The sequence below is a fragment of the Thioclava sp. FR2 genome, from assembly GCF_051200875.1.
Taxonomy (GTDB): Bacteria; Pseudomonadota; Alphaproteobacteria; order Rhodobacterales; family Rhodobacteraceae; genus Pseudotabrizicola.
In genome coordinates this window covers 3,342,080-3,368,997 of record NZ_CP195191.1, presented here as the reverse complement: position 1 = coordinate 3,368,997, position 26,918 = coordinate 3,342,080, and the positions used below count along the sequence as shown (strand labels likewise).

26 protein-coding genes and 1 tRNA gene are annotated in these 26,918 nt (G+C 60.0%); 9 read left to right on the top strand and 18 right to left on the bottom strand.

Going from position 1 to position 26,918, the window contains the following annotated elements:
• The first annotated feature begins 195 nt into the window (after positions 1-195).
• Positions 196-1,755, top strand: coding sequence for an ATP-binding protein (locus ACSBLW_RS16245; RefSeq protein WP_435257640.1), 1,560 nt, complete (start codon positions 196-198; stop codon positions 1,753-1,755).
• Positions 1,756-2,133: 378 nt separating this feature from the next.
• On the opposite strand, the gene ACSBLW_RS16240 is transcribed toward ACSBLW_RS16245, so the two are convergent.
• The 9 genes from ACSBLW_RS16240 to truA form a co-directional block, all read right to left on the bottom strand.
• A tRNA-Ser gene (locus ACSBLW_RS16240) sits at positions 2,134-2,223 on the bottom strand.
• 84 nt (positions 2,224-2,307) lie between these two features.
• Positions 2,308-2,940: an NrsF family protein gene (locus ACSBLW_RS16235; RefSeq protein WP_435257639.1), complete on the bottom strand. Its 633-nt coding sequence runs from the start codon at positions 2,938-2,940 to the stop codon at positions 2,308-2,310.
• Positions 2,937-3,482, bottom strand: a complete 546-nt coding sequence (locus ACSBLW_RS16230) for a sigma-70 family RNA polymerase sigma factor (protein WP_435257638.1) — start codon at positions 3,480-3,482, stop codon at positions 2,937-2,939. The genes ACSBLW_RS16235 and ACSBLW_RS16230 overlap by 4 nt, the downstream gene beginning before the upstream one ends.
• Before the next feature lie 216 nt (positions 3,483-3,698).
• Positions 3,699-3,860 (bottom strand): hypothetical protein, encoded by a 162-nt coding sequence (locus ACSBLW_RS16225; protein ID WP_435257637.1) that lies wholly within the window; start codon positions 3,858-3,860, stop codon positions 3,699-3,701.
• A gap of 4 nt (positions 3,861-3,864) precedes the next feature.
• Positions 3,865-5,223 (bottom strand): amidase, encoded by a 1,359-nt coding sequence (locus ACSBLW_RS16220; RefSeq protein ID WP_435257636.1) that lies wholly within the window; start codon positions 5,221-5,223, stop codon positions 3,865-3,867.
• Positions 5,207-6,631, bottom strand: coding sequence for a TRAP transporter large permease (locus ACSBLW_RS16215; RefSeq protein ID WP_435257635.1), 1,425 nt, complete (start codon positions 6,629-6,631; stop codon positions 5,207-5,209). The genes ACSBLW_RS16220 and ACSBLW_RS16215 overlap by 17 nt, the downstream gene beginning before the upstream one ends.
• Positions 6,632-6,689: 58 nt before the next feature.
• Positions 6,690-7,265 carry a TRAP transporter small permease subunit gene (locus ACSBLW_RS16210; RefSeq protein WP_435257634.1) on the bottom strand — a complete coding sequence of 192 codons (576 nt, stop codon included), beginning with the start codon at positions 7,263-7,265 and terminating at the stop codon, positions 6,690-6,692.
• An 87-nt stretch (positions 7,266-7,352) separates the two neighbouring features.
• The gene (locus ACSBLW_RS16205) at positions 7,353-8,492 is read right to left on the bottom strand and encodes a TRAP transporter substrate-binding protein (RefSeq protein WP_435257633.1); all 1,140 of its coding nucleotides are present in this window, start codon (positions 8,490-8,492) and stop codon (positions 7,353-7,355) included.
• 300 nt (positions 8,493-8,792) lie between these two features.
• Positions 8,793-9,563, bottom strand: coding sequence for a tRNA pseudouridine(38-40) synthase TruA (gene truA / locus ACSBLW_RS16200; RefSeq protein WP_435257632.1), 771 nt, complete (start codon positions 9,561-9,563; stop codon positions 8,793-8,795).
• Between the two features lie 133 nt (positions 9,564-9,696).
• Between truA and ACSBLW_RS16195 the strand changes: the two genes are divergently transcribed.
• Positions 9,697-11,109 carry a YcjX family protein gene (locus ACSBLW_RS16195; RefSeq protein ID WP_435260141.1) on the top strand — a complete coding sequence of 471 codons (1,413 nt, stop codon included), beginning with the start codon at positions 9,697-9,699 and terminating at the stop codon, positions 11,107-11,109.
• Positions 11,106-12,116, top strand: coding sequence for a YcjF family protein (locus tag ACSBLW_RS16190; RefSeq protein ID WP_435257631.1), 1,011 nt, complete (start codon positions 11,106-11,108; stop codon positions 12,114-12,116). Before ACSBLW_RS16195 ends, ACSBLW_RS16190 begins: the two co-directional genes overlap by 4 nt.
• A 99-nt stretch (positions 12,117-12,215) precedes the next feature.
• Here ACSBLW_RS16190 and ACSBLW_RS16185 read toward each other — a convergent pair whose 3' ends face one another.
• From ACSBLW_RS16185 to ACSBLW_RS16175, 3 genes are read right to left on the bottom strand one after another with little or no spacing between them, the layout of a single operon-like run.
• On the bottom strand, positions 12,216-13,361 hold the full coding sequence (locus ACSBLW_RS16185; protein WP_435257630.1) for a serine hydrolase domain-containing protein: 1,146 nt from the start codon (positions 13,359-13,361) through the stop codon (positions 12,216-12,218).
• Entirely contained in the window at positions 13,358-14,155 is a 798-nt protein-coding gene (locus tag ACSBLW_RS16180) for an amino acid ABC transporter permease (RefSeq protein ID WP_435257629.1), read from the bottom strand. The genes ACSBLW_RS16185 and ACSBLW_RS16180 overlap by 4 nt, the downstream gene beginning before the upstream one ends.
• A gap of 44 nt (positions 14,156-14,199) precedes the next feature.
• A complete protein-coding gene (locus ACSBLW_RS16175) occupies positions 14,200-14,985 on the bottom strand; it encodes a transporter substrate-binding domain-containing protein (protein ID WP_435257628.1) in 786 nt (261 codons plus the stop codon).
• Positions 14,986-15,207: 222 nt separating this feature from the next.
• Here ACSBLW_RS16175 and ACSBLW_RS16170 point away from each other — a divergent pair, with 222 nt between their 5' ends.
• On the top strand, positions 15,208-15,879 hold the full coding sequence (locus ACSBLW_RS16170; protein WP_435257627.1) for a hypothetical protein: 672 nt from the start codon (positions 15,208-15,210) through the stop codon (positions 15,877-15,879).
• A gap of 127 nt (positions 15,880-16,006) precedes the next feature.
• Positions 16,007-16,804: a DODA-type extradiol aromatic ring-opening family dioxygenase gene (locus tag ACSBLW_RS16165; RefSeq protein ID WP_435257626.1), complete on the top strand. Its 798-nt coding sequence runs from the start codon at positions 16,007-16,009 to the stop codon at positions 16,802-16,804.
• 12 nt (positions 16,805-16,816) lie between these two features.
• Here ACSBLW_RS16165 and ACSBLW_RS16160 read toward each other — a convergent pair whose 3' ends face one another.
• From ACSBLW_RS16160 to ACSBLW_RS16135, 6 genes are all read right to left on the bottom strand, one after another.
• Positions 16,817-18,469, bottom strand: a complete 1,653-nt coding sequence (locus tag ACSBLW_RS16160; protein ID WP_435257625.1) for a glycoside hydrolase family 3 protein — start codon at positions 18,467-18,469, stop codon at positions 16,817-16,819.
• Entirely contained in the window at positions 18,462-19,508 is a 1,047-nt protein-coding gene (locus ACSBLW_RS16155; RefSeq protein ID WP_435257624.1) for a HesA/MoeB/ThiF family protein, read from the bottom strand. Before ACSBLW_RS16155 ends, ACSBLW_RS16160 begins: the two co-directional genes overlap by 8 nt.
• On the bottom strand, positions 19,508-19,975 hold the full coding sequence (gene dut, locus ACSBLW_RS16150) for a dUTP diphosphatase (RefSeq protein ID WP_435257623.1): 468 nt from the start codon (positions 19,973-19,975) through the stop codon (positions 19,508-19,510). Before dut ends, ACSBLW_RS16155 begins: the two co-directional genes overlap by 1 nt.
• A gap of 73 nt (positions 19,976-20,048) precedes the next feature.
• Complete coding sequence (coaBC, locus tag ACSBLW_RS16145; protein ID WP_435257622.1) at positions 20,049-21,242, bottom strand: bifunctional phosphopantothenoylcysteine decarboxylase/phosphopantothenate--cysteine ligase CoaBC; 1,194 nt, start codon at positions 21,240-21,242, stop codon at positions 20,049-20,051.
• Between the two features lie 67 nt (positions 21,243-21,309).
• Entirely contained in the window at positions 21,310-22,092 is a 783-nt protein-coding gene (locus tag ACSBLW_RS16140; RefSeq protein WP_435257621.1) for a ChaN family lipoprotein, read from the bottom strand.
• Positions 22,092-22,967 (bottom strand): RNA polymerase factor sigma-32, encoded by an 876-nt coding sequence (locus tag ACSBLW_RS16135; RefSeq protein ID WP_435257620.1) that lies wholly within the window; start codon positions 22,965-22,967, stop codon positions 22,092-22,094. Before ACSBLW_RS16135 ends, ACSBLW_RS16140 begins: the two co-directional genes overlap by 1 nt.
• Before the next feature lie 60 nt (positions 22,968-23,027).
• On the opposite strand from ACSBLW_RS16135, the gene cobU reads away from it, so the two are divergent.
• From cobU to ACSBLW_RS16115, 4 genes are all read left to right on the top strand, one after another.
• The gene (cobU, locus tag ACSBLW_RS16130; RefSeq protein ID WP_435257619.1) at positions 23,028-23,597 is read left to right on the top strand and encodes a bifunctional adenosylcobinamide kinase/adenosylcobinamide-phosphate guanylyltransferase; all 570 of its coding nucleotides are present in this window, start codon (positions 23,028-23,030) and stop codon (positions 23,595-23,597) included.
• Positions 23,594-24,169, top strand: a complete 576-nt coding sequence (locus ACSBLW_RS16125; protein ID WP_435260140.1) for a histidine phosphatase family protein — start codon at positions 23,594-23,596, stop codon at positions 24,167-24,169. Before cobU ends, ACSBLW_RS16125 begins: the two co-directional genes overlap by 4 nt.
• A gap of 264 nt (positions 24,170-24,433) precedes the next feature.
• Positions 24,434-25,312 carry a glutathione S-transferase gene (locus ACSBLW_RS16120; RefSeq protein ID WP_435257618.1) on the top strand — a complete coding sequence of 293 codons (879 nt, stop codon included), beginning with the start codon at positions 24,434-24,436 and terminating at the stop codon, positions 25,310-25,312.
• A gap of 76 nt (positions 25,313-25,388) precedes the next feature.
• The gene (locus ACSBLW_RS16115) at positions 25,389-26,900 is read left to right on the top strand and encodes a YifB family Mg chelatase-like AAA ATPase (protein WP_435257617.1); all 1,512 of its coding nucleotides are present in this window, start codon (positions 25,389-25,391) and stop codon (positions 26,898-26,900) included.
• Positions 26,901-26,918 lie beyond the last annotated feature (18 nt).

Here is a 26,918-nt window from a genome sequence, read left to right as displayed (position 1 = left end):
AAAGGTGCACGGCCCAATAAGTCTGCCATAGACGTGGCAAGCGAAGTGCCCCGGACCAACTCCGACGGGAAGGACATGGGCGGTCCTGCCAGTGTAGCCGCTGGGCCCGCTCTACGCGACCTTCAGATTCAGTCGAACCAGTTGTATCGCGCTGCGAACGAGTTGCAACGAACCAACCAATTCCAATCGATGATCTTGGACAGCATCAACCAAGGCGTTGTTGTGGTTGACGAATTCGACCAGTTGGTCGCATGGAATGACGAATTCCTGCGGCTTTACAAGCTCGGGAAGACTGCACTGTATAAAGGCATGGGCATTCGTGACTTTTCGGACCTGTTCTTGCCTTCGGACAACGACGGGCAACAGGCCAAGCCGCTCTCGGTGAATGGGCGATTGGGGGGCCTCAAGTCAGGTGAGTATTTTGATGTGCTCGCCGATGGTACGGCGATTGAGATCAAGGTCAGCACACGGGATTCGGGCGGGCTGATCGCTACCTACACCGATGTCACCTCACATATCTCTACCGAAGCGCGTCTACGCCGGCAACGAAAGCTACTGGAGGAACAGGTCACACAACTGCAAACCCTCGGCCGTTCCCTGGAAGAGGCCCGCAGCCACGCGGTCAATTCCGACCAGCAAAAGTCGCGCTTTCTTGCAATGATCAGCCACGACATCCGGACCCCGATGAGTGCGATCATCTCAAGTCTCGAACTTTTGTCCTCGGATCAAACCGGCGGCGATCGGGAGCGGCTTTTGCAGGTCGCTCTTGCCAGTGGCCGGCAGATGCTTTTCCTGCTGTCGGACATCATCGAAGTTTCGCGCTCTGACGGCTGGAATTTTACGGTTGAAGTGGACGATGTCCGGATCGGCGATCTGTTAGCCTCGATTGTAGAGGCGTGGCAACCCTATGCTGCGCGCAAACCGGTCCAGCTGCACTTGGCCATTTCTGAAAGCGTTCCGAAGAGTCTGCAGACGGACCCGAAGCGCCTGCGCCAGGTGATCGACAATCTGCTCAGCAACGCGCTTAAATTCACCGACGTCGGGAAGATCGTGGTCCATGTCGATACCGTCGATGGGCATAAGGGAGAGCGCATACGCGTCCGTGTTGAGGACTCGGGGCGTGGCATCAGCCGTGACATGCAGCACAGGCTTTTCCAAGAATTCGGGCGCATCGAAAATGCAGGTGCGCCTAAGGTCGAAGGTACCGGCCTGGGCCTCTCTATCTGCAAACGCATTGTTGAAAGCCTGAACGGTGACATCAGTGTAGAGAGTGTCGAAGGCGCGGGCAGCGTCTTCTCGATAGAGCTACCATGCGTGCGGAGCCGTAATGTGGTCGAAGCCTACAAAGCGGCCCCACCAGAAGAACGCGCGCAACCCGCAGAAGGACGCACCTTGCGTATCCTTGTAGCCGACGACAACGAAATCAACCGCATCGTGCTTTCGGCGATGCTTGATCGGCTAGGCTGCAGCAGCACCCAGGCCGCTGACGGCCAGGAAGCCTTTAACTTGCTGCAGACCGAAGATTTCGACGTTGTCTTGATGGACCATTACATGCCGTTCGCGAATGGCGATGAAGTTACACGCTGGATCCGCGCGCTCGACACCTCGAAAAATGCTATCCCAGTCATTGGCATCACCGCGTCAGAAGATGATGTCGAGCACAAGGCGCTGATCGACGCAGGCATGACTGCGACATACACCAAGCCGCTCCGCGAAGCCGATCTGGCATCCATGCTTCAGAAATACGTCAGATGAGCGCAAAAGGGTTGAACTGATGTTCAGCTTCCCCACTAGGTTCAGGACCCTTTGATCCGTCTCGTTGCCGAGCCTGAATCACGCCCCCGTAGGTATGATTGATGGGAGCTGACCCGTTTCTTGAGCTGCAAGCAAAGTACTCTTGGATCAAAGTCTCGAAATCCCGTCGGCTTACGGTGTCCAATGTTGAAAACTCGGCCGTGTAGAAATCGGCAATAGCACCGACAGCAAGTTGCCTTCGGAACTTGGGAACCTACTCTGAGCGCACGGGAATTTCCGCTGACCTGTTTCTCAGACTTCAACTGTATCCACAATTCTAGCCAGAAATCCGTGAAATCCAAAAGACACCACGAAAAACAGTTTGTTAGATTGATATTGTGGCGGAGTGGAAGGGATTCGAACCCTCGAGACGGTTCCCCGCCTGCACCCTTAGCAGGGGTGTGCCTTCGACCACTCGGCCACCACTCCGCCGACCCGTTTAATGGTCTGTCCAAGCAGGGGCAAGTGGAAAGAAGCGGAAGAAGACAGCCTTTTCAATCTGTCTGCCCGAACTTACCAGCGCAGCAGGCGCGCGCCGAGCAATGCCGAGACACTGGTGACGAAAAGGATCGCCAATCCGTACCATGTGACATAGAAAAGCGGGCTGTCTTCGGTGCAATGGATCGCATAGATCGCCGCGGCGAGGCCGCCTCCGGTCAACCCTGCCAATGCCCCGGCTTTCGCAGGCACAGTTGGGGCAGCCCCCCGGAGCGCGATAAAGATTGCACCGACGGGAAGAATTGACAGGATCGGAATGGTCACCAAACAGGTGACCATCGTCTTGCCCACAATCGCCATCTGGCGCCCTTCGGCGGGAACGCCCACCCATGCCCAGACCCAAAGTGCCACGGCAATTGCCGGAACGATCAGAACCGGCCAAACCGCGCGCAGGTCGGCCTCGGGGCGAGCAAGCGACAGCACCGCACGGGCAGAAATAACGGCAAGCAGCCCGGACAGGACATAGCGCATCACGGACACCGGGTTGCCAAGGGCGGCGGCCAAATCGACACGCGGCCCAAGACTGGCCAAGAGAAGAAACAGCGAACAGATGCCAGCCGGAATGACCCAGACCAACATGGATTTCCAGGTTGAAGGCTCTTGCACCCTGTCTTCTGAAAGCGTGCGGATCAAATCATCGGTCTTCATTCGACGAACCTTTCGCGCAATGCCGCAAGGCGTTTCAAGGCGCGGTGCAATGCCACTCGAACGGCGCCTTCACTCATCAGCAGGGCTTCTCCCGTCTCAGCGATGCTTTCTCCGTTCAAACCGATCCGGCGAACGATATCAGCAGAACGTCCATCCAATTTGCCGATCATCTTTTCCATATCCCACGCGACGGTCGGATCTGCGGCCTCGGCTGCTGGCAGGCTTTCTGCAACGCTTTCAATAGGGACATGGACGCGCTGCCCCCGAGAGCGAAACCCGTCCACCACTTTGTAGCGCGCGATGGCATAGACCCATGGCCGCACCGGGCTGTCCTGCTTCCATGTGTGGCGCTTCAGGTGAACCGCCAACAGAACTTCCTGAACGATGTCTTCGCAAACAGCCTCACCCAAAGCCGTACCTCGTGATCTGACAATGCCCCGAATAACCGGGGTAACCAGATAAAGAAAACGACGATAGGCCGCGGAATCGCCTGCGATCCCCGCAGCCAAGAGCACATCCCAGTCGTCGGTTTCCTTATTCATTTCCACCAGTCAATTCGAAAAACTGTCACGCTTGTTACATCGTTATCGACACATCGCACAGAACGCCACAGACACAGCCGCAGCTTTCCGGGTTGACCGTGAAAGAAATTAGCTAGGACGCGTCGGACGCAAGCCCCATTTCAAAGACGCAGCATGACAAGGGCACCGCCCGTTCAAGGCAAGTGCCATTGCATCCGCTTCATCAGGTACGCGATCTCAGCCAGCGTTGCCCTTAAGGTTCTGCACCAGATCCCAGCCAGCCAAAGCGACTGTGACCGCGATCACTGCGATCAGATCCAGTCTGGGAACATGGATGATCAGAACCGCCAGAAACCCGCAAAAGATCAGAAAGGCTATGACTGCAAGAATGTTGTTCATCCGATCAATTCTCCTGATCCAGCGTTGCAAGATAGGTGGAAAGCCAACGCGCTGTACGCAGCAGACGCGCATCCGAGCCACGCTTTCCAACCAATTGAACCCCCATCGGAAGCCCATTATCGGCCGTAAAGACGGGTAAGGTGATGGCAGGAACTCCGGCAAGAGTCCAAAGCCCATTGAAAATGGCCGATCCGGTGCTTTCCAGACCTTCCGGTGCGGGGCCAAGCGCAGGGGCGCAAAGTATGGCATCACAGCGATCAAAAATCCGCTCCAACGCGCCATTCATGACCTCACGCCAATCCAATGCAGCCAGATAATCACGCGCCAGAACGGCTTTGCCTTCGTCCATCGCGGATTTCAGCACGTCCGACATCTGGTCACGCCCCCGGCGTTCCAGCCCGTAATAGCACTTGGCCATCTCGGCAAAATTGATGCGCTGCCGCGCCGAAGCGACCTCTTCAAAGCCGTCCAACGGCACCTCAAAGCACTGTTCGCCCAGCAGTTCGGCCAGTTCTTCCAGCGCGCCCTGCATCTGCGGGTCTGCTTGATCCCATCCCGGCAGGCGGGCAAAGGCAAAGGTTGGGCGCACAGGCACATCACTTTGCGCCACTTTCAGCAGCCTTGGCATTGGGACCGGTTCAGTCGCCTTATCGGCAGGGTCATGGCCTGCCAGAACCTCTGCCAACAAAGCCGCGTCTTCAACCGAACGGGCAAAGACCCCCATCGTATCCAGAAACGGCGATTGCATCAAAACGCCGGTCCTTGGGATCAGCCCGAAGCTGGGCTTCAATCCGACAACACCGCAAAATGCTGCGGGTCGAATAACGGAGCCGCCCGTTTGCGTCCCGATGGCCAGCGGCACCATGCCGGCGGCTACGGCAGCCGCAGATCCTTGCGAGGACCCGCCGGGGGTATGCGCGGGATTATGCGGGTTTCTTGTCTTGCCGGGATGCAAAAAAGCGCATTCCGTGCTGACGGTTTTACCCAACACAATCGCGCCAGCCGCTTTCAGGCGGGAAACGATCCACGCATCAGCCTCGGGCACGCGGCCTTCGTCAATTGGCGTTCCATTCTGTGTCGGTATGCCCTTCGTGTCGATGACATCTTTCAAACCCACTGGCAAACCATGCAACGGCCCAAGTGGCTTTCCCGACTTGCGCCACTGGTCCAACCGGCGCGCCTGTTCGACGGCATGCTGACCATCCAACCAAGCCCAGGCCTGTACCAATGGCTCGACCTCGGCAATGCGGGCCAGACAGGCTTCGACTAGCGCCTCTGCACCTAGCGCCCCACTGGCAAGGCGGTCGCGCAAGGCAACCGCCCCAAGGGCCAGAACCGCGTCCTTGTTATCGTGAAGGGCCATAGAAGGCATCCGGCAGCATGAAGACGATATCTGGGAAGACGTACATCAAGACCATGCAGATCACGACCATTCCGCAATAGGGGAGAACGCCTTTGAAGATTTCGGTCAGCTTGATCTCTGGCGGTGCGATGCCCTTCAGATAATAGGCGCTCATTGCCATTGGTGGGGTCAGGAACGACGTTTGCAGGTTCAGGGCCACCAGCACGCCAAAGAACAGCGGATCAATTCCGAAATGCGGCAGCAGCGGCAGGAAGATCGGCACGAAGATGATGATGATTTCCGACCATTCCAGCGGCCAACCCAAAAGGAAGATGATCAGCTGCGCGATGATCAGGAATTGCACCGGCGTCAGATCAAGCCCCTGCACGAAATCCGCGATCACATGCTCACCGCCCAAATAGCTGAACACGGCCGAGAAGGTGTAGGAACCGACGAACAACCAACACACCATCGCCGTCGTGCGCACGGTCAGGTAGACCGACTCCCGCAGGCGCTGGAAGGTCATGGCGCGATAGGCCACCGCAAGCACCATCCCGCCCAAGGCGCCGATGGACGCGGCTTCCGTAGGGGTCGCAAGACCAAACAGGATCGATCCAAGCACCGAGAGGATCAGAATTGCCAAAGGCAAGAAGCTGGTGGCCAGCATCTTTATCATTTTGCCAAAGGGAACCTCAGGCATTTCTTCCTTGGTCGGCTTTGGCGCAAGCGACGGGTTCAGCATCGCCCGCCCCATGATGTAGATGAGGTACAATCCCACCAGCGTGAAACCGGGAAGAAGGGCGCCCGCGTAAAGCCGCACAATCGACACGCCCGACGACGCCGCATAGACGATCAGCATGATCGACGGCGGGATCAGAATACCCAGCGTTCCGCCCGCGCAGATGATGCCCGAGGCAAAGCTGTGATTGTAACGCATCTTCAACATCTGCGGCAGCGCCAGCAGGCCCATCAGCGTCACGACGGCCCCGACGATCCCGGTGGCAGTCGCGAACAGCGCGCAGGTGATCAGAGCCGCAACCCCCATCGACCCCGGAATATTGCGTGTTGCAACCGCCAGCGTGCCGAACAGCTTGTCCACGATATTCGCGCGTTCAACGATATAACCCATGAACAGGAACAGCGGGATGGCCGTCAGCACCTCGTTCGAGATCACCGTGTAGGTCTGGTTCACGAAGAGGTCGAAGATGCGGTTATTGTAGAACCCCTCGATCCATAAACTCGTGCTGTCCCACCAGCTTGCATCTTCGCCAAGGCGGTTGAACGACCGCCACATCCGACCGGCATCGAAGTAAGCGTAATAGCCAAAGGCGATACCAAGAGCCATAAGTGTGAAGGCAATGGGAAAGCCCAGGAAAACAAAGATGATGAAGATGGCAAGCATCATCAAGGCGATCTGCGGGTCGGTCACTTTGTGAACTCCGAATGAATTGTAGTCGATCAGGCGCAACCTCGGTCGCGCCCACCGATCAGTTCGACTGCTCTTTGGCAGCCTGCTTCAGGAGGATTTCTTCGGTCTCTTCGACGTCATTCTCGGCCGCGGTCCAATAGCCGTCGCGCATGCACAGGATGCAGCGGAACACCTGCGCGAGGCCCTGAATGATCAGCAAGATGCCTGCCGCCACGATAACCGTTTTGAACTGGTAGATCGGTATGCCCGCAGGGCTGTTGACCGAAACCTCGGTATAGCTCCATGACCGGCTGGCATATTTCCAGCCGGTGATCACCAAGGCCAGAATTCCGGGGAAGAAGAAAAGGATATACAGGACCAAGTCGACCATGGCCTGTGTTCTGGGCTTCCATGTGCGATACAGGAAGTCGCCGCGCACATGCCCCCCGCGTGACAGCGTATAGGCCCCCCCCATCATGAACATCGTGCCATACATGATAAAGCTTACATCAAGCGACCATGGGGTTGGCGCATTGAACAAATAGCGCACCATCACCTCGTAGCTCATTCCGAAGGTCATCAGAATGATAAGCCAGCCAAAGGTCTTTCCGAACCAGGCCGAGACGCTGTCTGCGAACCGGATATAGCGGATCATTTGCGGAAACTCCGTTCAGGGAAAGACGCCGGGTTCCCCCGAACCCGGCGCCAAAAGGTAGGGCACCTCTGCGATGCCCAACCGACCTCAGAGGCTCAGTTTGCCCGGGAAGTAGTGATCGTAGGCCAGACCCAGATCCGGCGCGTTCATCAGTTCGTAATAGGCAACCTTCTCGACCCAGGCGCGCTGGCTGTCCATGACCTTCTTCGAGAACGCATCCTTTTCCAGTTCCGGGATCAGCGCGTCCCAAGCCTGGATTTGGCCGTTCAGGATGTCCTTCGACGTACGGCGAACCGTCACACCTGAATCGGTGATCAGCTTCTGCAGGTCGGTCGAATATTCGCGCATGGCCAGCGCAAGGTTCGAGGTGGCCGACGCTTCGACCGAGTGGCGCAGGATGGCCTGCAGATCGGGTTCCAGATCGTCCATGAAGTCCTTGTTGAACAGGAATTCAAACGCTTCCGAAGCCTGATGATAGGACGACAGGTAGTAGTTCTTGGCCACGTCCTGTGCGCCAAAACGGCTGTCCGACGACGGGTTGTTGAATTCGAACGCGTCAATCACGCCACGCTCCATTGCGGGAACGATTTCACCGCCCGGAAGCTGTGCCACCGACATACCCATGCCCTGAAGCAGGTCAGCCGCCAGACCCACGGTGCGGTATTTGAAGCCCTGAAGGTCAGCAACCGTGTTTACTTCCTGCTTGAACCAGCCAAAGGGCTGCGCCGGCATCGGCATACCCATCATGCCATAGACGTTCAGGCCAAGGATTTGCTGGGTCAGTTCTTCATACAGCTCCTTACCGCCGCCTTCATAGAACCAGCCAAGCATGGTGGTCGACGAACCGCCGAACACCGGGCCGGTGCCAAAGAAGGATGCGGCCTTGTTCTTGCCGTACCAGTAAACCGAAACCGAATGCGCAGCATCCAGAACGCCGTCGCTCACAGCGTCCATAACCTGGAACGCGGCGACAACAGCACCGGCTGGCAGCAGGTCGATCTTCAGACGGCCGCCCGACATTGCCTCAACGCGGTCAACATACTGCTTTGCAAAATCCATCCAGATGTCCGATGCCGGCCAAGAGGTCTGCATTTTCATGACCAGCGGAGCCTGTGCCAAAACGGCCGGTGCTGCCAGCGCAGTTGCGGCTGCAGCCGAACCGCCAAGGGCGCCTTTACGCAAGAACGAACGGCGCGACAGGCGTGCGGAATCACGAGTCTCAGTCATTGGTGTCCTCCCAGACGATGTTTCGCCGCTTGCGCGGCTTTCTCCCAGTGCTGAGATTAGACCACCCCCCTCAAAAGGCAATAGCTGGTAAGTTTTTTTGACCAGATTGGACGTTAGCGCTAACTGCCAGCGAAATATTCAATATTTTCAATACTTAGTTCCGGCGATCTGGAAAAGTCACTGCCCAAGCCCAACCTATCCATTCGCGTAGGTCGAAAAACATAATTGCGAAACCTTCGAATTCGGTCGCAATCTTCCGGGCGCAAAATGACAGATTTCGGAATCACCGCTGCCGGCAAATCAGCAGAACGGATCGACCGGATAGCCCACACCGGTCAGATACAATCCCTGCGGCGGGCACACCGGACCGCAGGCGGCGCGATCTTTCGCGGCAAGTGCCTCGGCCACACGTTCGGGCGACCATGCACCCGCCCCCACACGCTCCAAGGTTCCAACGATCGACCGAACCTGATTGTGCAGGAAACTGCGCGCCCGCAACGCAAAGCGGTATTCCACCCCACCTGCATACGGATGCTCGGTTATCTCAATGCAATCAAGCGTCTTGACCGGCGATTTTGCCTGACAGATCGACGACCGAAAGGTTGTAAAATCATGCAGGCCGACAAGGGCCTCTGCCCCGGCTTTCATCGCACCAAGATCAAGCGGGCTAAGTATCTGCCAAACACATCCGCGATCATGGGTCACCGGGGCCCGCCGCGCGACAAGGCGAAACAGGTATCTCCGTTCGATGGCGGAAAATCTGGCGTGAAAGTCATCATCCACCCGCACGGCCTGCAAAATCGCCACCGGCTGCGGCTTCAGGTGAAAGTTCAGGGCTTCCGACAGACGGAACGGATCCCAGTCTCGCTCCAGATCGACGGTCGCAACCTGACCGGTCGCATGAACGCCGGTATCTGTCCGACCGGCGGCCGCAATCGTATGTTGACGGTGTTCCAGCCGCGCCAGTGCCGTCTCGACCGCGGCCTGCACACTCGGCTGCCCTTCGGCCTGCCGCTGCCAGCCTTGGAACGGCCCTCCGTCATAATCAATTTTAAGCGCATATCTGGGCATGACCTTTCCCATATCCGATCCTGCCCCTGCCGCAAGCCCTTTGCGCCCTGCCCATTCTGGCCAACGCGCTTTCCCTCTACAAAGCCCCGCATTCGACACCTATGTTGACCAAGTAAGACAAAGGGACAGTGCAGTGGTTCTTTCCACCATCACCGACGGCATCACGCGCAGCGTGGAAAGTGTCGGGACCAGAATTTCGGGCATTTTTGAACCCAGCCTCAGGCTTGGCGTCACAGGGCTTTCCGGCGCCGGGAAGACGGTTTTCATCACGTCCCTTGTCGCCAACCTTTTGGACCGCGGCCGCATGACCCAGCTTGTCGCCCAGTCCCAAGGCCGGATCGAAACCGTTGTGCTGCAACCTCAGCCCGACATGACCCTGCCCCGGTTCGACTACGAAAATCACCTGACCGCGCTCTTGGGCGATGCCCCCCGCTGGCCAGACTCAACCCGCGCGATTTCAGAACTGCGCCTGTCCTTCCGGCTTCGGCCTCAAGGCTTCTTTGGCGGGCTGACCGGTCCGACAACGCTTCATCTCGACATTGTCGATTACCCCGGCGAATGGCTTCTTGACCTGTCGCTCTTGGACAAAAGCTACGACACATGGGCCGAAGAAACCTTGGCCCGCATTTCCAAACGCCCAGAAGCCGCAGCCTTTTTGGCCGAGGCCCGCGCCGCCGATGCCAGCCTGCCGCTGGACGAACCGCAGGCGCAGTCCTTGGCCGCAAGTTTCACCGCCTATCTGCAAGCCGCCCGCAAGCAGGGATGGTCCGACCTGACCCCCGGCCGCTTCCTTCTACCCGGCGATCTGGCAGGCTCTCCCGTTCTGACTTTTGCCCCGGTCCCCAGACCCTCCACCCAAGGGCGCGGCAGCCTGTGGCGCGAAATGGAACGCCGCTTCGACGCCTACAAGTCAAAGGTGGTCAAACCCTTCTTCCGCGATCATTTCGCCCGGATCGACCGTCAAGTCGTGCTGATGGACGTTTTGGGCGCCATCCACCAAGGGCCCCGCGCAGTCGAAGATCTGCGCCGCACGATGGCGGAAATCCTTTCCACCTTCCGCCCCGGAATCAATGGCTGGCTGACCAGCCTTTTGGGCGGCAAACGGGTCGAGAAAATCCTTTTCGCCGCCACAAAGGCCGATCATCTGCACCACCATCAGCACCCGCAACTGACCGCAATCGCCGAAGCGCTCTTGTCCGACGCCAAACGCCGCGCCGATTTTTCCGGTGCAAAGACCATGGCGCTGTCGATGGCTTCCCTGCGCACCACGGTCGAAGACACGGTTCAGCGCGACGGCACCCCCTTGGATGTCGTCCGCGGCCGCCTTCTTGCCACCGGGAAACAGGCCGCGATGCATGCAGGCGACTTGCCCTCCGACCCCTCTCGCATCCTTGCCCCGGCCCGCGAAGGTGCCGAGCGCTGGCTGGAGGCTGAGTACGGGCTGATGGCCTTTGCCCCTGCCCGCATGACATTGAAACCGGGCGATGGCCCGCCCCATATCCGGCTGGACCGCGCCGCCGAATTCCTGATTGGGGATATGCTATGACCGAAACGCCCCGCAAACCTCTGATCCTTGACCTCGAGGACGAGGCCGACCCCAGTTCCGCGCCCCCCGTTCCCGATCCGGCTCCAACCGGACGCGCCATGCTGCTGGCCGCCTCTGCCGCGCGCCCCCGCTCCAAACTGACCCAAGCGGCGATCTGGGCCTTTTCGGCCTTCTTCAGCTTTGCGCTGTCCGTGGCGGCCTATGACTTTGTCACCGGCCTTCTCGCCCGCAACGCGATCCTTGGCTATGTGGCCTTCGCCTTGTTGGCCGCAGCAGTCTTGGCGGCCGTTCTCTTGTCGCTGCGCGAATGGTCGGCCTATGCCCGCCTGCATCGCCTCGATACGCTGCGGCAACGATCTGAAGTCGCCCGCACTACCAGCGACCTGAAAGAAGCCCGCCGCCTGACGGCCAGTCTTACGGCGCTCTATGGCAACCGGCCTGAAACCGCATGGGGGTTGTCGCGCTTTTCCGATCGTCAGGGCGACGTGCTTGATGCCGACGCGCTTCTCAATCTGGCCGAAACCGAACTTCTGGCCCCGCTTGACGCCTTGGCCCGGGCCGAGGTTGAACAGGCAGCACGGCAAGTGGCGACCGTCACAGCTTTGGTGCCCCTCGCCTTGGCCGATGTCGCCACCGCCCTGTTCTCCAACCTGCGGATGATCCGGCGCCTTGCCGAAATCTACGGCGGCCGCTCTGGCGCTCTTGGCTCATGGGGTCTGCTGCGCCGGGTCTTTTCGCATCTCGTGGCAACCGGCGCCCTTGCGCTGACCGATGACCTGATCGGCTCGGTCGCCGGCGGCGGCATCCTGTCGAAACTCTCCCGCCGCTTTGGCGAAGGCGTGGTCAATGGCGCCTTGACCGCCCGCGTGGGACTTGCCGCAATCGACCTCTGCCGCCCGCTGCCCTTCGTCGCCACTGACCGCCCCTCGACCAGCGGCACCGTCAGCCGGGCCCTTGCCGGGCTGGTCCCCAAAGGTCAAGCCATGGGCAAAGATCCTTTGTCCTGATCCTTTTCCCTTTATCTTGGCAAAAATATCCCCGCCGGAGGCATCGCCGCGTTCGGGGGCTCGATGCCCTTGAACGCGGCTCCCTGTTTGCAAAACAGCTTATAGCCGCCCGGCCAAGCCCCGCAGAACGACCATATCTTCCTCAAAACGCCCCGGCTCCTTGAACCGGCGGTCTGCCGAATTCACCGCGATGACAATCCCAGAGTCGCTGTCGATGAAGATATACTGCCCATAAACGCCCCGCGCCAAAACCTCGCCGGGGGCAGACCCCTCGGGAACCCACCACTGATAGCCATAGCCTACGTCGCCGGGGGCCGAAGGTGCGATCATCTGTGCCACCCAAGCCGCCGGCACAACCTGCCGACCCTGCCATTGCCCACCCGCCGCGATCATCGCGCCGAACCGCGCATAATCCCGGGTCGGCATGTTCAGCCCGCCCAGCACAAAGGCCGTTCCATACCCATCGGTGATATATTTCGGCGCAACCTCCAGCCCCATCGGCTGAACCAGATGGCGCTGCATCAAATCGGCAATCTTCTCGCCCGTCGCGCCTTCGATCACCATGCCGATCACATGGGTGTCGATCGAGACATATTTCCACTCCGCCCCCGGCGCAGCCGACCGCTTGCCGATACTGGCCGCGAAACCATTCATCGACTGGCCCAGCGCCAAGACGCGACCCATCTTGTTGATGTCTGACCAGAAATCCAGATAGTCCTCGTTGAACTCCACCCCGGATGCCATGTTCAGCACATTGCGGATGGTCGCCCCGTCATAGGCCGACCCGGTCAGGTCCGGCGCATATGTCGTCACCGGGTCGTCCAGCGAGGCAATCTTGCCCTCTGCCATCACAATGCCCAAGAGCGAGGCAAGCCAGCTTTTCGCCATCGACCAGCTGATCCGCCGATCCTCGGGCGCTGTGCCAAGGTAATAGCTTTCATGCCGCAGCAGACCATCCTTCAAGATCACCAGCCCAGTGACCTGCCGGTCCGCGATCCAGTCCATCTCTGCCTTGGAAAGCACAATTTCCTCGCCCTTCGGCAAGGGGCTGACCGGCCCTTCCCCCCGCGCCATTTCTGTGGTCCAGAACAAACGGTCCATATGCGAGAAATTGGTGACGATCTTTTCAGGGGCGAAAAGCGTGTTCACCGCCATCAAGCGCGTAATATCCTCGCGCTTCCACAGCCCCAAAAGCGCCAGCACCACAACCAGCGCCAAAAGGCCCCGCACTAGACTCCGCTTCATTCCGCCGTCCTCTCCCTCATCCGCGCCTCAAGCCGCCGCAGGATCAAACTCAACCCGATCGTCATGGTCAGATAGAGCAGTGCCGCCACGTTATAGGTCTCGAAATACCGGAAATTTCCCGCAGCCGTGACCTTTGCCAATTGGGTGATATCCGTCACCCCCAGCACCGAAACCAGAGAGCTGTCTTTGACCATCGCCACAAAATCATTGCCCAAGGGCGGCAGGATCATCCGAAACGCCTGCGGAAAAACGATATGGCGAAACCGTTGCCATCCATTCAGACCCAGTGCCTTGCCCGCCTCGACCTGACCTTTTTCAACCGCTTGAAGTCCGGCCCGGAAAATCTCGGCCAGAAAGGCCGAATAGGCCAGCATCAGCGCAATCACCGCCCGCGCAATCAATGGGAAATCCCGCGTTCGCCACGGATCAAACCCCAAGGGCTCCAGCACCCAATTGACGGCGACAACCAAGGCCGGGGCCAGCACAAAGGCCACATAAAGCAGCAAGACGATGATCGGAATGCCGCGCATCACCTCGATGTAAAGCCGCGCGGCCTGTCGGATGACAATCCGCCGCGACAGGCCCATCAAGGCAAGCCCCAGCCCCATCAGGCAGGCCCCCAGATAGGCCACGAAAGCCACAACCACCGTAATGCCAATTCCCTTCATCAGGGTCCGCAGGGCCGCAGAATAAACCGCGCTGGACAGCACTTCGAAAAACAGCGCCGCCCCGATGATCGCAAGGATCACCAGCCACCACGGAAAATCGGTATCGGGTTTTGGATTGGGGATCATAGGAAAAGGGCCCCGATTTCGCGGGGCCCTCCTGTCAACTCAGGTCACTGTCCCATCTTATAGTCAAGGAACCACTTCTTGTTCAGCGCCTCAATGGTGCCATCGGCGCGCAGGGCGGCGATGCCCGCATTCATCGGCGCGACAAGGTCAGACCCTTTCGGGAAAATGAACCCGAAATCTTCTGTCCCCAGCTTTTCCCCGATGATCTTCAACCCACCGCCCGAGGCATCGACATAACCCGCGCCAGCCGTGCCATCGGTCAAAACCAGATCCACGTCTCCGGCTTTCAGCGCTTCAACCGTCGCGCCAAAGGTTTCAAACAGCTTGATCCGCGGATTCGCCTCATCGCCGTCCAGCACCTCATAGACGCCCACATAGAACGGCGTCGTTCCCGGCTGCGCCGCCATCAGCAATTCGGCATTGGCCGCAAAACTGGCCTTGTCCGTGAACCGTCCTTCGTCACCGCGCACCATCATCACCATTTCACTGGTCATATAGCTGTCGGAAAAATCGACCTTTTCCTTGCGGTCATCGCGAATGGTGATGCCCGTCATCCCCATGTCGAACTGGCCTTCCGACACCGCCGGGATCATCGCATCCCAGCTGATATTCTCATATTTCACCGTGAAATTCAGCCGCTTGGCCAGCTCGGCCATGGCGTCATATTCCCAGCCAATCGCTGCCCCCGAAGCATCAAGGAATTGCAGAGGCGGATAGGCGTTCTCGGTAACCACAACGATCTCTTTGCCACCCAGATCGGGCAAGTCCTGTGCAAAAGCAGCGGACGTGGCAAGTGACAGCCCGATCAGGGCCGAATAGACAAATTTCATTTCTGGGGCTCCCCGTGGATCAATGGCGTCAGACTATGCCTTCGATTGTCGCGGTTTCAAGCCTTCTCGATAAGACCAGACAAGGCACTCCGCGTTCAGGGCACGCCCACTCCCCTCTTCCAACCGCACAGAGAATCGCTTGATTTCAAACAGTAAAGGCTCAAAATCGATTGGATTACTGCGTTCCGATATTAGCCTCGCCGCATTTGAAAGGTCTTGCACATGCGCTTTTCTCACCTTCTCCTCGCAAGCCTTTTGCTTGCCCCCGGCATGGCCAAAGCGGAAATGCCAATCTTTTCGGCCAAATGCCTAGAAAACATGGTCGACGCAGATCGCAGCGGGGCCGTGCGGGTCAATGGTTTGGTTGTCGACGTCACCGCCTTCAACGAAAATTACTACGAAGCCACGATCGAAAGCATGACCTACAGCATCAGCCATGACGGTGGAGGCAGCGGCCTGATCGTGACCTTCACCGGATCAGGCGGGGTCAACGGCATCTGCCAAGTCCTTGCCGCAGAAACCTCGGCAGATGGCGATGATGGCGGCGGCGCGATGGCGGAGTCGGGTATGGGCGCAGGTGAAACCCGGACCGAAACCGTGCACTTCCAGAAGGGCGCCAGCAGCGCGACGATGACCACCGATATCGCGCCGGGCGGCTCGGTCCGATATGTGCTGGGCGCAAATGCCGGGCAGGATCTCTATGTCACAATGGGCACGGCGACCGACGGCGTCTCCTATCAGATCTTCAACCCCGACAGCACCTTCCTTCTGGATATGGTCCCCTTCACCACGGAATACCGGGGCGAACTTTGGCAATCCGGCGATCATGTGGTCGAGGTAATCAACCGATCAAACGAAAACGCCTATGTGACGGTGACCATGTCAATCGACTGATGCCGCTCCTGCGGTATGTGCATTTTCGCACCATTGTCGGGCAATATTCCCGAATTGCCCGACAAGTCCGCACAAAGCATAGTGATCCCGACGCAATTGATTGCGCCGTAAATTGGCGAGACCCGCTATGACCCGTATGCCCACCTACTTTATCAGCCACGGCGGCGGCCCTTGGCCTTGGATGCCTGACTGGCGCGTGATGTTCAAAAACCTTGAAGCCAGCTTTGTGCAGATGGTCAAAGACTTGCCGGAACGGCCAAAAGCCATCCTGATGATCTCGGGTCATTGGGAAGAAGACAGCTTTGCAGTGATGACCAACCCGAACCCGCCGATGGTTTATGACTACCACGGCTTCCCGCCGCATACCTTCCAGATCAAGTATCAGGCCCCCGGTGCGCCTGATCTGGCCAAACGCGCGGCCGATCTGATTGCGGCGGCTGGCCTCCCGGTAAAGCTTGATCCGAAACAGGGTTATGACCACGGCACCTTTGTTCCGGCCTATATCATGTACCCGGATGCCGATGTGCCGCTGTTCCAAATCTCGCTGCGCCACGGCTATTCGCCCGCCGAGCATCTGGCCCTTGGCCGCGCCCTTGCCCCCTTGCGGGACGAAGGCGTGCTGATTGTCGGTTCCGGCCTCTCCTATCATAACCTGCGCCTTTTTGGGCCGGGCGCAAAAGAGCCATCCGAAGGCTTTGACAAATGGCTGAACGCAGCTTTGGCCAAGGCTCCGGCCGAGCGCACGAAAGACATGGAAAACTGGGAACAGGCCCCCTATGCCCGCATCAGCCACAAGGAAGAAGACCACCTTGTACCGCTGTTCGTGGCCCTTGGTGCCGCTGAAAATGACAAGGCCACGATGGTCTATCATGACAAAGACCTGTTCGGCGGTGTGACCGCGTCCAGCTATCGGTTCGACGCCTGACGGATTGCGCGGTCAGTACCGCGCATCCTCCAGCCCGCAGAATGGATCAACGGGCGACCGCCCCTCAAAAGGCGTTCGCCCAACAAGGCAGTCAACGACTGCCGCCTGCATGCTGGTCATGCTGGAATAGGCATTGATGTAACACGGCACCCGCGGCGCATCGTAAAGCATATAGGGGTAGCCAAAGCTGATCATCACTGTCGGCACCTCATGCCACCAGCGCCGCATCGACATGCCAAAATCGCCCATCAGCTTTAGCCAATCAAGGAAGATCCGCCCCCGCGTCAGCAGGGTTTCCTCGGCAAAGGCATAGATCATCAGATCCCAATCCTTCGGCTCGATCTGCATTCCCTTTTCATAGACCGTGACCTCAAAGCCCTCGGCCCGCAGCATGTCTGGCAGCTCCAATGGCAGTGGCACAGGCATGAATGGAAAAACCACCCCGCCCGAAATCACCAACACCCTGCGGTACCGGTCCACAGACAGCGGCAAAACGGATTTCACATCCTTGACCAGCGTCGGCGCCCGCGCCGTCACTGCCCGCGCGGCTTCCCTGTCGCCCTTCGTCCCGATCTTTTCCCTCGCCGCAGGCTTCACGCCCCGATGCAAGCCCAGCGCCGCCTTCAGGCCAAGCACCCGGCGCACCGCCTCATCCAGCCGCGCCGCCGTAATCCGGCCATCTGCAACCGCCGCCTCAATCAGGGCGTGATCCCCCTCGGGATCGTTCGAGAACAGAATCACATCACAACCCGCCATGATCACCTCGGGCAGCATTTCAGACCGGGGCGCCCAAGCGCCAAACCCGGCCATCGGCGTTGCATCCGACACGATCACCCCGTTGAACCCCAACCGCCTGCGCAACAGGTCTTCGGTCAAAATCGGGCTGACCGAGGCCGGGCGAAACGCCTCAACCCCCGAATCCGGATCTTCGGCCCGCACCATCGCCGGGAAGGCGATATGGGCCGACATGACCGACATCACCCCGGCCTCGATCGCCGCGCGATACAGCGCGCCATGGGTGGCCTCCCATTCCTCAACCGAAAGCGGGATGATCGTCGTCACCAGATGCTGGTCGCGGTCATCATGGCCTTCCCCCGGCCAATGCTTCACCGTGGCCGCCACACCCTGCGCCTGAAACTCTGCGATGGTCGCCAAGGCATGCGCCTTGATCCGCACAGGATCGCTGCCAAGCCCGCGTGTCGCCACAATCGGGCTGCGAAACGCCGCGTTGATGTCGATCACCGGTGTAAAGGTCCAGTTGACCCCGATCGCCGCCGCTTCCCGCGCCATGATCTGCGCCACCTGCCGCGTGGCCCCCAGATCATCAACCGCCGCCAAGGCCAAGGGATTGGGCACCTCGGTCCCGAAAGGCAGGCTCATCCGGCTGCCCTCAAGATCCGATGACACCAAGAGCGGCACCTCTGCCTGCGCCTGCGCGGCGTCCAGAAAGTTGGCCTCTTCCTCCAGCCCGCCCATAAAGAACCGCGTGATCCCGCCGGGCTTCAGCCTTGCAAGCCGAGGCAGTTCCCCCGGATCCGACCCGCGCGACAGATGCACGAACAACTGACCCGCCTTTTCCTGCGGCCCCATCGCGGCAAGCGTGTCTTCAACCCACGCAACCTGTGCATCATCCAGATGGAACGGCGCTTTTGTCAGATCAACCATGTTGTCCCCCGCAAACCAGGCAATCAGCCCGAGACTTCACCGCAATCACCCGCGTTTCGGTGTAAAGCGCATCGTGGATGACCAAACGCCCACGCAGCCCCTGCCCCGCCCCGGTGATTTCCTTCACCGCTTCCATCGCCATCATGGTGCCAATGACCCCCGGCAAAGGGGCGGCCACACCCGCCTCGGCACAGGTTGGCACCATCCCCGGCGCAGGCCGCACCGGGAAAACGCATTCGTAACAAGGGCCGCCCCGCACCGGGTCATACAGCGAGATCTGCCCCTCCCACTGCGTTATCGCCGCCGAAATCAGGGGCTTGCCCGCCGCCACACAAACCCGGTTCACCAGATAGCGCGTGTCGAAATTATCCGTGCCATCCAGAACCAGATCGTAATCGGCCACCAAAGCCGCAGCACTTTCCTCATCCAACCGCCGATGATAGGCCCGCACCTCGATGAAGGGATTCAAAGCCTTCATCGCCATTTCGGCCGAAAACACCTTGGGCATCCCGATCCGGTCGTCAGTATGGATTATCTGCCGCTGAAGGTTCGAATTATCGACCTCATCGGCATCAATGACCCCGATCGTCCCCACACCTGAAGCGGCCAGATACAAAAGCGCAGGCGACCCAAGCCCCCCAGCGCCCACAACCAGCACTTTCGCCCCCTTCAGCTTTTTCTGCCCCGGCCCGCCGATTTCGCGCAAGATGATGTGTCGGGCATAGCGGTCCAACTCGGCCGCCCGAAAGCTTCCCTGCTGTGGCGGTTCAGTCTCCGCCTTGGGGGCGGCGCGCCGCCGCAGGCTCTGAACCAGCGCCCGATAGCCCGCAACCAATGCCCCCAAAACGCCCAGCGCCAACCAAGGGCGGACATCGCCCCCTGTCGCCTGCCGAAACCCATTGCCGTCCGGCAGCACAAGCTGCGCCAGCACAACAGCCAGCCAAAGCGCCGCAATCAAGGTCAGCCGCAGCCGGACGGGCGTCTTAAAGACGACACCCACGCCCCAGATCACCGCAGCCATCGCCAGAACCGGGATCATCAGCGCTTTCCCGTCGATCCAAACCCGCCCTCGCCGCGCGCACTGTCGCTCAGGGCCTCAACCACGGCGAACGTTGCCTGCACAACAGGCGCAACAATCATCTGCGCCACGCGGTCGCCATGCTGGATGGTATAGGGCTCAGACCCAAGATTGATCAATGCCACCCCAAGTGGGCCGCGATAATCGCTGTCAATCGTGCCGGGGGTATTGGGAAGGGTGATGCCCTGCTTGGTGGCCAAACCCGAACGCGGGCGGATTTGCATTTCATACCCCGGAGGGATTTCAACACGAAGCCCAGTCGGGCAGATCGCCCGCTGCATGGGCGCAAGGGTAAAGCCCTCGGCCCGCCTCTCGGGTGGCAGATTGGCGCGAATATCTGCCCCGGCGGCCCCGGGTGTTTCATAGGCCGGCAAAGGCAAATCCCGGTCAGCCCAGTCCTCGAACAGGATTTTCACAACGGGTCGCATGCCAGACCAGCCTCCATGACGCAGGCCAACGGCCAAATTTTTTCGAAAAAATTTGGCGCTCCGCCGCGCCGGATCATTGCAGCGCCTCGGCAATTCTGTCCGCAAGCCTGCGGGCGACTTCGTCCTTGCTCATGCGCGGCCAATCTTCGGCGCCCGCATCAGAAATCAGCGTCACGGCGTTCTCGATCCCGCCCATGATCCCGGTTGCGGGGCTTACGTCATTGGCCACGATCCAGTCACATCCCTTGCGCGCCCGCTTGGCGGTGGCGTGCTCCACCACCTTTTCCGTTTCCGCCGCAAAGCCCACCACAAGGCGCGGACGGGCCTCGGCTTTTGAAACCGTCGCCAGAATGTCCGGGTTCTCGGCAAATTCCAGTCCCGGTGCCCGGCCAGAGCCATCCTTCTTCATTTTCTGCCCCGCCGCATTGGCCACGCGCCAGTCGGCAACAGCCGCCGCCATCACAGCCGCATCGGCAGGGAGGGCCGCCTGAACCGCCGCCAGCATCTCACGCGCGGTTTCCACGCGGATCACCTCCACCCCTGCCGGGGGGGCAACAGTCGCAGGACCGGTGACAAAGCTGACCCTTGCGCCAAGGTCGCGCAGCGCCGCCGCAATCGCCGTTCCCTGCGCGCCGCTGGAACGGTTTGCAATATAGCGCACCGGGTCAATCGGCTCATGCGTCGGGCCGCTGGTCACAATGACATGTTTTCCAAAGAGTGGCCCCGCCGACAGTTGCGCCTCGACCGCCGCCAAAATTTCCGCAGGTTCCGCCATGCGCCCGGGGCCATATTCCCCGCAGGCCATGTCGCCGTCATTCGGCCCGACCGTCAGAATGCCATCGCCCAACAAGGTGGACAGATTGCGCTGTGTCGCCGGATGCAGCCACATCCGCACATTCATCGCAGGCGCGATCAGCACCCGCTTGTCTGTCGCCAAAAGAAGGGTCGAGGCCAGATCATCCGCCCGCCCTGCCGCCATCTTGCCCATCAGATCCGCCGTCGCCGGGGCCACAACGACCAGATCTGCCGCACGCGACAGTTGGATATGGCCCATTTCGGCCTCATCCGTCAGATCGAAAAGATCGGTATAAATCTTGGCGCCCGCCAGCGCCGAAACTGAAAGGGGCGTGACAAATTCCGCCCCGGCCTTGGTCAGCACCGGCACGACCTTGGCCCCGGCCTTCGAAAGAAGCCGGATCAATTCCAGCGACTTGTAAGCTGCAATGCCGCCGCCAATGATCAGAAGAATTCGTTTTCCGGCCAGCATCTGCGCCCCCATTCAGTCTGGCCCGACGTTAGGCGGCGACGGAAGCAAACTCAACACCCCCAATGGCCTATTGAAAGGCGGCACAGGGGTCTTCACGATCCGGCGACACCGCCGTCAGCCAGGCATCAAAGGGCTGATCCCCCACAGCAGCACCTTCGATCTGGCCAATGGACAGAACGGAAACCGAAGGCGCGGCTCTGGCCAGAACTGATGGCAGGCCCCAATCCTTGCGGGCATGGCCCGACCCAGTGATCACGGCCACAGGCGGGCCAACCTCCTCCAGCGCCCGCAAAACCGCACGGGCAAGTGTTGCATCGCGAAGTCGCTGGGCCTGTACCATCCCGGGCAAAAGTTCCTCTGGCAACGCATCGCAATGGGCGGCCATCTGCTCTGCCTCTCGCGCGGCCTGCTCTGCCTCTGGCAGGTCACGATCCAACCCGAACAGGGCCCCATCCGCGGCCACAGCCATTGCCCCTTCGCGCACAGCCCGCCGGGCCAGATCACGCGGCACCTCGGCCCCGTAATGCCGCGCCCCGCCAGCCGCTGCGAAAATCGGATGATACATCGAAAAATCCGGCCAGCCCCGCGCCTCCCAGTTCAAGGCCCTGGCCAAAGACGCGGCTTCCGTCACATCCGCCGGAACCGCAATCTCCTCGGGGATCATCTCCCAGACCACCGCTTTGGGTTGGATCGCGGCGACAAAGGCCGCCTGATTTTCGTGATGCACCGGGTTGTCATGCACCTCGCCCAAGATCACCACATCGGCAACCCTTTGCCACGCCAAATCCGACGGCGCAATCTCACCCGCAACGGCGGGCGCAGCAAGGATCAGCCCAAACAGCCATTTCATCACAAGAAATGGTGCACTTCCCGGCTTTGGCTTTCAAGGCTCCGCTTCATCTTGGCAAAGGCCGCAGCCTCCAATTGCCGAACGCGCTCTTTCGACAGACCCAGTTCTTCGCCAAGGCTTTCCAGCGTCCGCGGCTCTTCGCGCAACTTGCGCTCGGCCACGATGAACCGTTCCCGAGCATTCAGCGCCTGCATCGCCTTCACCAGCCAAGTCCGCACCTGCCCCCGGTCATGCGCCTCTTCCACCACCTCGGCCGATTGCGGGCCGTCATCCTCAAGCGCATCAATCCATTCCCGCCCGTCCTCATCCGACGACTGCGTGGCATTCAGCGAAAAGTCCGATCCGGAAAGGCGCCCTTCCATCATCTCGACATCGGCAACCGAAACCCCAACTTCCGATGCCACCATCTGCCGCAACTGGGCCGCATCCAGCACCTCACCGCGCTGCGCCGCCTCCCGCTCCAGCTTGGCCTGAACCCGGCGCAAATTGAAAAACAGCGCCTTCTGACTGCTGGTCGATCCTGTCCGCACAAGCGACCAGTTCCGCATCACATAATCCTGAATGCTGGCCTTGATCCACCACACCGCATAGGTCGAAAACCGCACCCCCCGATCCGGGTCAAACTTGTCCGCAGCCTTCATCAGGCCCAAGGACGCCTCTTGGATCAGGTCATTCATCGGCGCCCCATAACGCCGGAACTTGGCCGCCATGCTGATCGCCAGCCGCATATAGGCGGTGATCAGCCGATGCAAAGCCTGCTCATCACGGTAATCCCGCCACGCATAGGCCAGCCGCAATTCCGTTTCCGCATCCAGCAATTCCGCCTTCATTGCTTGGCGCGACATGGTTTGATCGGTATATCCGTCTAGTGCCATCCAAAGACCCCCCGGTCATGAGTTGGCGCGATTTTTCTGCGCTTAAGGGATATACGCGCCATGACCGGAACTGGTTCACTTTCAACCTCGACTTTTTCGCTTCCGGCCCTAAGCCTCGTCATCGGCGGCGCAAGATCAGGAAAATCCCGCATGGCCGAGGCCTTGGTCACCCTGTCCGGTCGCCCCCGCACCTATATTGCCACGGCTCAGGCCTTTGATGATGAAATGGTCATCCGCATCGACCAGCACCGCAATGATCGTGGCCAAGACTGGAACACGATCGAAGCCCCCATGCACCTTGGCCCCGCCCTTGCCGCAGCACCCGCCGACGGCGTCGTGCTGTTGGATTGCGCCACGCTGTGGCTGACAAACCATCTGCTTGCGGAAACCTCTCTGCGGCAGGAAATGGCCAATCTCTTGGCCGAACTTGCCGCCTGCCCCGCCCCCGTGGTTGTGGTCACGAATGAGGTGGGCCTGTCCGTCGTTCCCGAAAACCGTTTGGCCCGCCGCTTTCGCGACGAACAGGGGCGCCTGAACCAGCACCTTGCCGCCCAAGCGGGCTTGGTCATCGGCGTCATGGCCGGATTGCCCTTCGCGCTCAAAGGCCAACTGCCGCAGGGTCTGGTCTGATGCGCCTGCACCTTGTCCGGCACGGGCCAACGCATGCGAAATGCATGGTGGGCTGGACAGACCTTCCCGCCGATCTCTCCGACACAGCCGCTCTCCAACGCCTTTCCGACCACCTGCCGCAACAGGCGGTCATGCTCTCTTCCGACCTGACACGCGCTGTGGCCACAGCCAATGCCATATCCCTGCCGACAAGGCAGCGCCTGCCACATGACAGCGATTGGCGCGAACTGCACTTTGGCGCATGGGAAATGCGCGGCTTTGCCGAAATCGAAGCCGAAGACCCGGACCGCATCCGCGCTTTTTGGGAAACCCCCGGCGAGGTGCGCCCGCCACAGGGCGAAAGCTGGAATGATGTTCTCGCCCGTGTTGGCGCGGCCCTTGATCGCCTGACAGCCCACGGCCCAGACGTCATTGTGGTCTGCCATTTCGGTGCCATCGTCGCAGCACTGCAAAGCTGCCTCGGGCTGACCTCAGAGCAGGCTTTTTCCCATCGCATCGACAACCTGTCGGTCACGCAACTGCACAAAACGGCGGCAGGCTGGGACGAGATCGCGGTCAATCACCGCCCTTGATGGGCACCCCCACAAATCATCGCTTTTCCAACCGGCCTGAACACGGCTAGCTGTCGCGGCACGCCCCTGCTGCGGTCCTGTCTGCAAGCCGTATGCACAGAGGGTGTACGGGGGGTGTACAGGGGGTGTACCGCCGAAAGCGTTAATTCCCCGCAAAGCTTTGTTTACCCTTCGGAACTTCTCGTTAACGCTGTTGCGATTTAGATGTCGGGAAACATGGTTAATGTTAAGGCCCCGCGCGGCAGTTAAGAAGGATAACGTGTTATGTCTGACGTCTATGATTTGGTTATTGGTGACCGTGGCTATTCCAGCTGGTCCCTGCGCGGCTGGCTTCTGTTTGAGGCTTTTGGCATTCCCTACCGCCTGCACACCGCCAGACTTTACACCGACGAATTGCCGACCCTGCTCAAGAAATTCCACCCGGCCCGCACCGCGCCCACGATCCGCACGCCAGATGGGATTGTCATGCCGGAAAGCCTCGCCATCGCCGAAGAACTGGCCAGCCGCCACCCGCAGGCGGGCATCTGGCCCGAAGGCAAGGCGCGCGCTGTGGCGCGGGTGCTTGCGTCGGAAATGCATGCAGGCTTTACGGCCTTGCGCAGCCATTGCCCGATGAACCTTCGCGTCAGCTACACCGACTGCGCCCCGCCGCAGGCCGTGCTGGATGATCTGCAACGCCTTGAAACTGTTTGGAATTGGGCGTGGGAACAGACAGGCTCATCGACATGGCTTTGCGGCCCCTATTCCGCAGCCGACGTGTTCTTTGCCCCAGTGGCGACCCGGATTGCGACCTACAACCTTCCTGTCAGTGATCGCGCGCAGGCCTATGTGCAAGCACATCTTTCCCATCCCTCGTTCCGCAAATGGAGGGCAATGGGGCTGGTCGATGGGGCAGATCAGGAATTCTACCGCCGCGACTATCCAACCCGCCCATGGCCGGGGCCGGTACCAATGGCGGCACAGGCGGTTGACGGAATTGACGGCGTTCTGAACAGCGCCTGCCCCTATTCCGGCAAAGCCGTGACCCATGCGCTTGCACTGGCCGATGGCCGCCGTTTTGGCTTCTGCAATGCGTTTTGCCGGGACAAGACCGTTGCAGACCCAGAGGCATGGCCCGCCTTCATGGCCCTTGTGAACGGTTAACCTTCGGCGGCCACCATTAACCTTTCCCTAACGCTCGCCCCCCTAACACTGTTGTTAAGGAATTGGGGTAAAGTGGATGGTGGCCAAAACCTACACCGTCGCCTTCGAAGGCGTCGAAGCTCGAATCGTAGAAGTCCAGTGCGCCGTCTCTCCCGGCGTGCCGGCCTTTACGCTTGTCGGTCTGCCAGATAAGGCCGTTTCCGAGGCGAAAGAGCGCGTTCGCGCGGCCTTGACCGCAATGTCGATTGCGCTGCCCTCAAAGAAGATCACCATCAATCTTGCCCCGGCAGACCTTCCCAAGGAAGGCTCTCACTTCGACCTGCCGATTGCGCTTTCGATCCTTTCCGCAATCGAAATCCTGCCAAGGGATGAATTGGAAGTCACGGTCTCCATTGGAGAATTGTCCCTTGATGGCCGTCTGATGCCGGTCCTTGGCGCGCTTCCTGCGGCGATGGCTGCGGCAGAAGAGGATTGCACTTTGCTCTGCCCGCGCGCCTGCGGTGCCGAAGCCGCCTGGGTCGGCGCGACAGAGGTATTGGCGGCTTCCTCTCTGGATGAGGTTGTTCGCCACTACACAGGTCAATCCCCGCTGTCCCCCGCAGAGGCCGGAGAGGTGCAAACACCTCATAACCACAAGGACTTGCGGGATGTTAAGGGGCAGGAACGTGCGAAACGCGCCATGGAAATCGCCGCTGCCGGTCGCCATCACATGCTGATGGTGGGCACCCCCGGTTCCGGAAAGTCGATGCTTGCGGCCCGAATGCCGGGCATTCTTCCGCCCCTCAGCCCGTCCGAAGCCCTTGAAACATCTATGATACACTCACTGTCAGGGTTATTGGATGAAGGCGGGATTTCACGCGAACGTCCCTTCCGCGAGCCCCACCACACCGCCTCGATGGCCGCCATCGTGGGCGGCGGGCGGGGGGCGAAACCGGGTGAAATCAGCCTCGCGCATAATGGCGTACTCTTTCTTGACGAATTCCCCGAATTTCCCCGGCAGGTGCTGGAAACGTTAAGACAGCCAATTGAAACCGGTGAGGTCATGGTTGCCCGCGCCAACGCCCATATCCGATACCCCTGCCGATTTCTGCTAATGGCCGCCGCCAACCCCTGCCGGTGCGGGTATTTGTCAGACCCGGCCCGCGCCTGTGGCAAGGCCCCGCTTTGTGGCGAGGATTACTTGGGGCGGATTTCCGGGCCTTTGATGGACAGGTTCGACCTGCGCGTCGACGTCCCGCCCGTGGCCTATACAGATCTTGACCTACCGGCCACGGGAGAAAGCTCGATCACAATCGCCGAAAGAGTTGTCAAAGCCCGCGCTGTCCAAGAAGCCCGGTTCGCCGCACATTCTGGAATACGGGTCAACGCGGATGCCGAAGGTCAGCTTTTGGAAGACATCGCAACGCCCGATGAGCAGGGACGGACCTTGATTGCCAAAGTGGCAGAAAGGTTCGGTCTTTCGGCCCGCGGCTACCATCGCGTTTTGCGGGTGGCCCGCACGATCGCAGATCTGGATGGTTCAGCGCAGGTGCGCCAACCCCATGTGGCAGAAGCGGTCAGCTATCGCTTGGGGCATGGCGCAAAATAAAGTGGCCCGGGACAAACG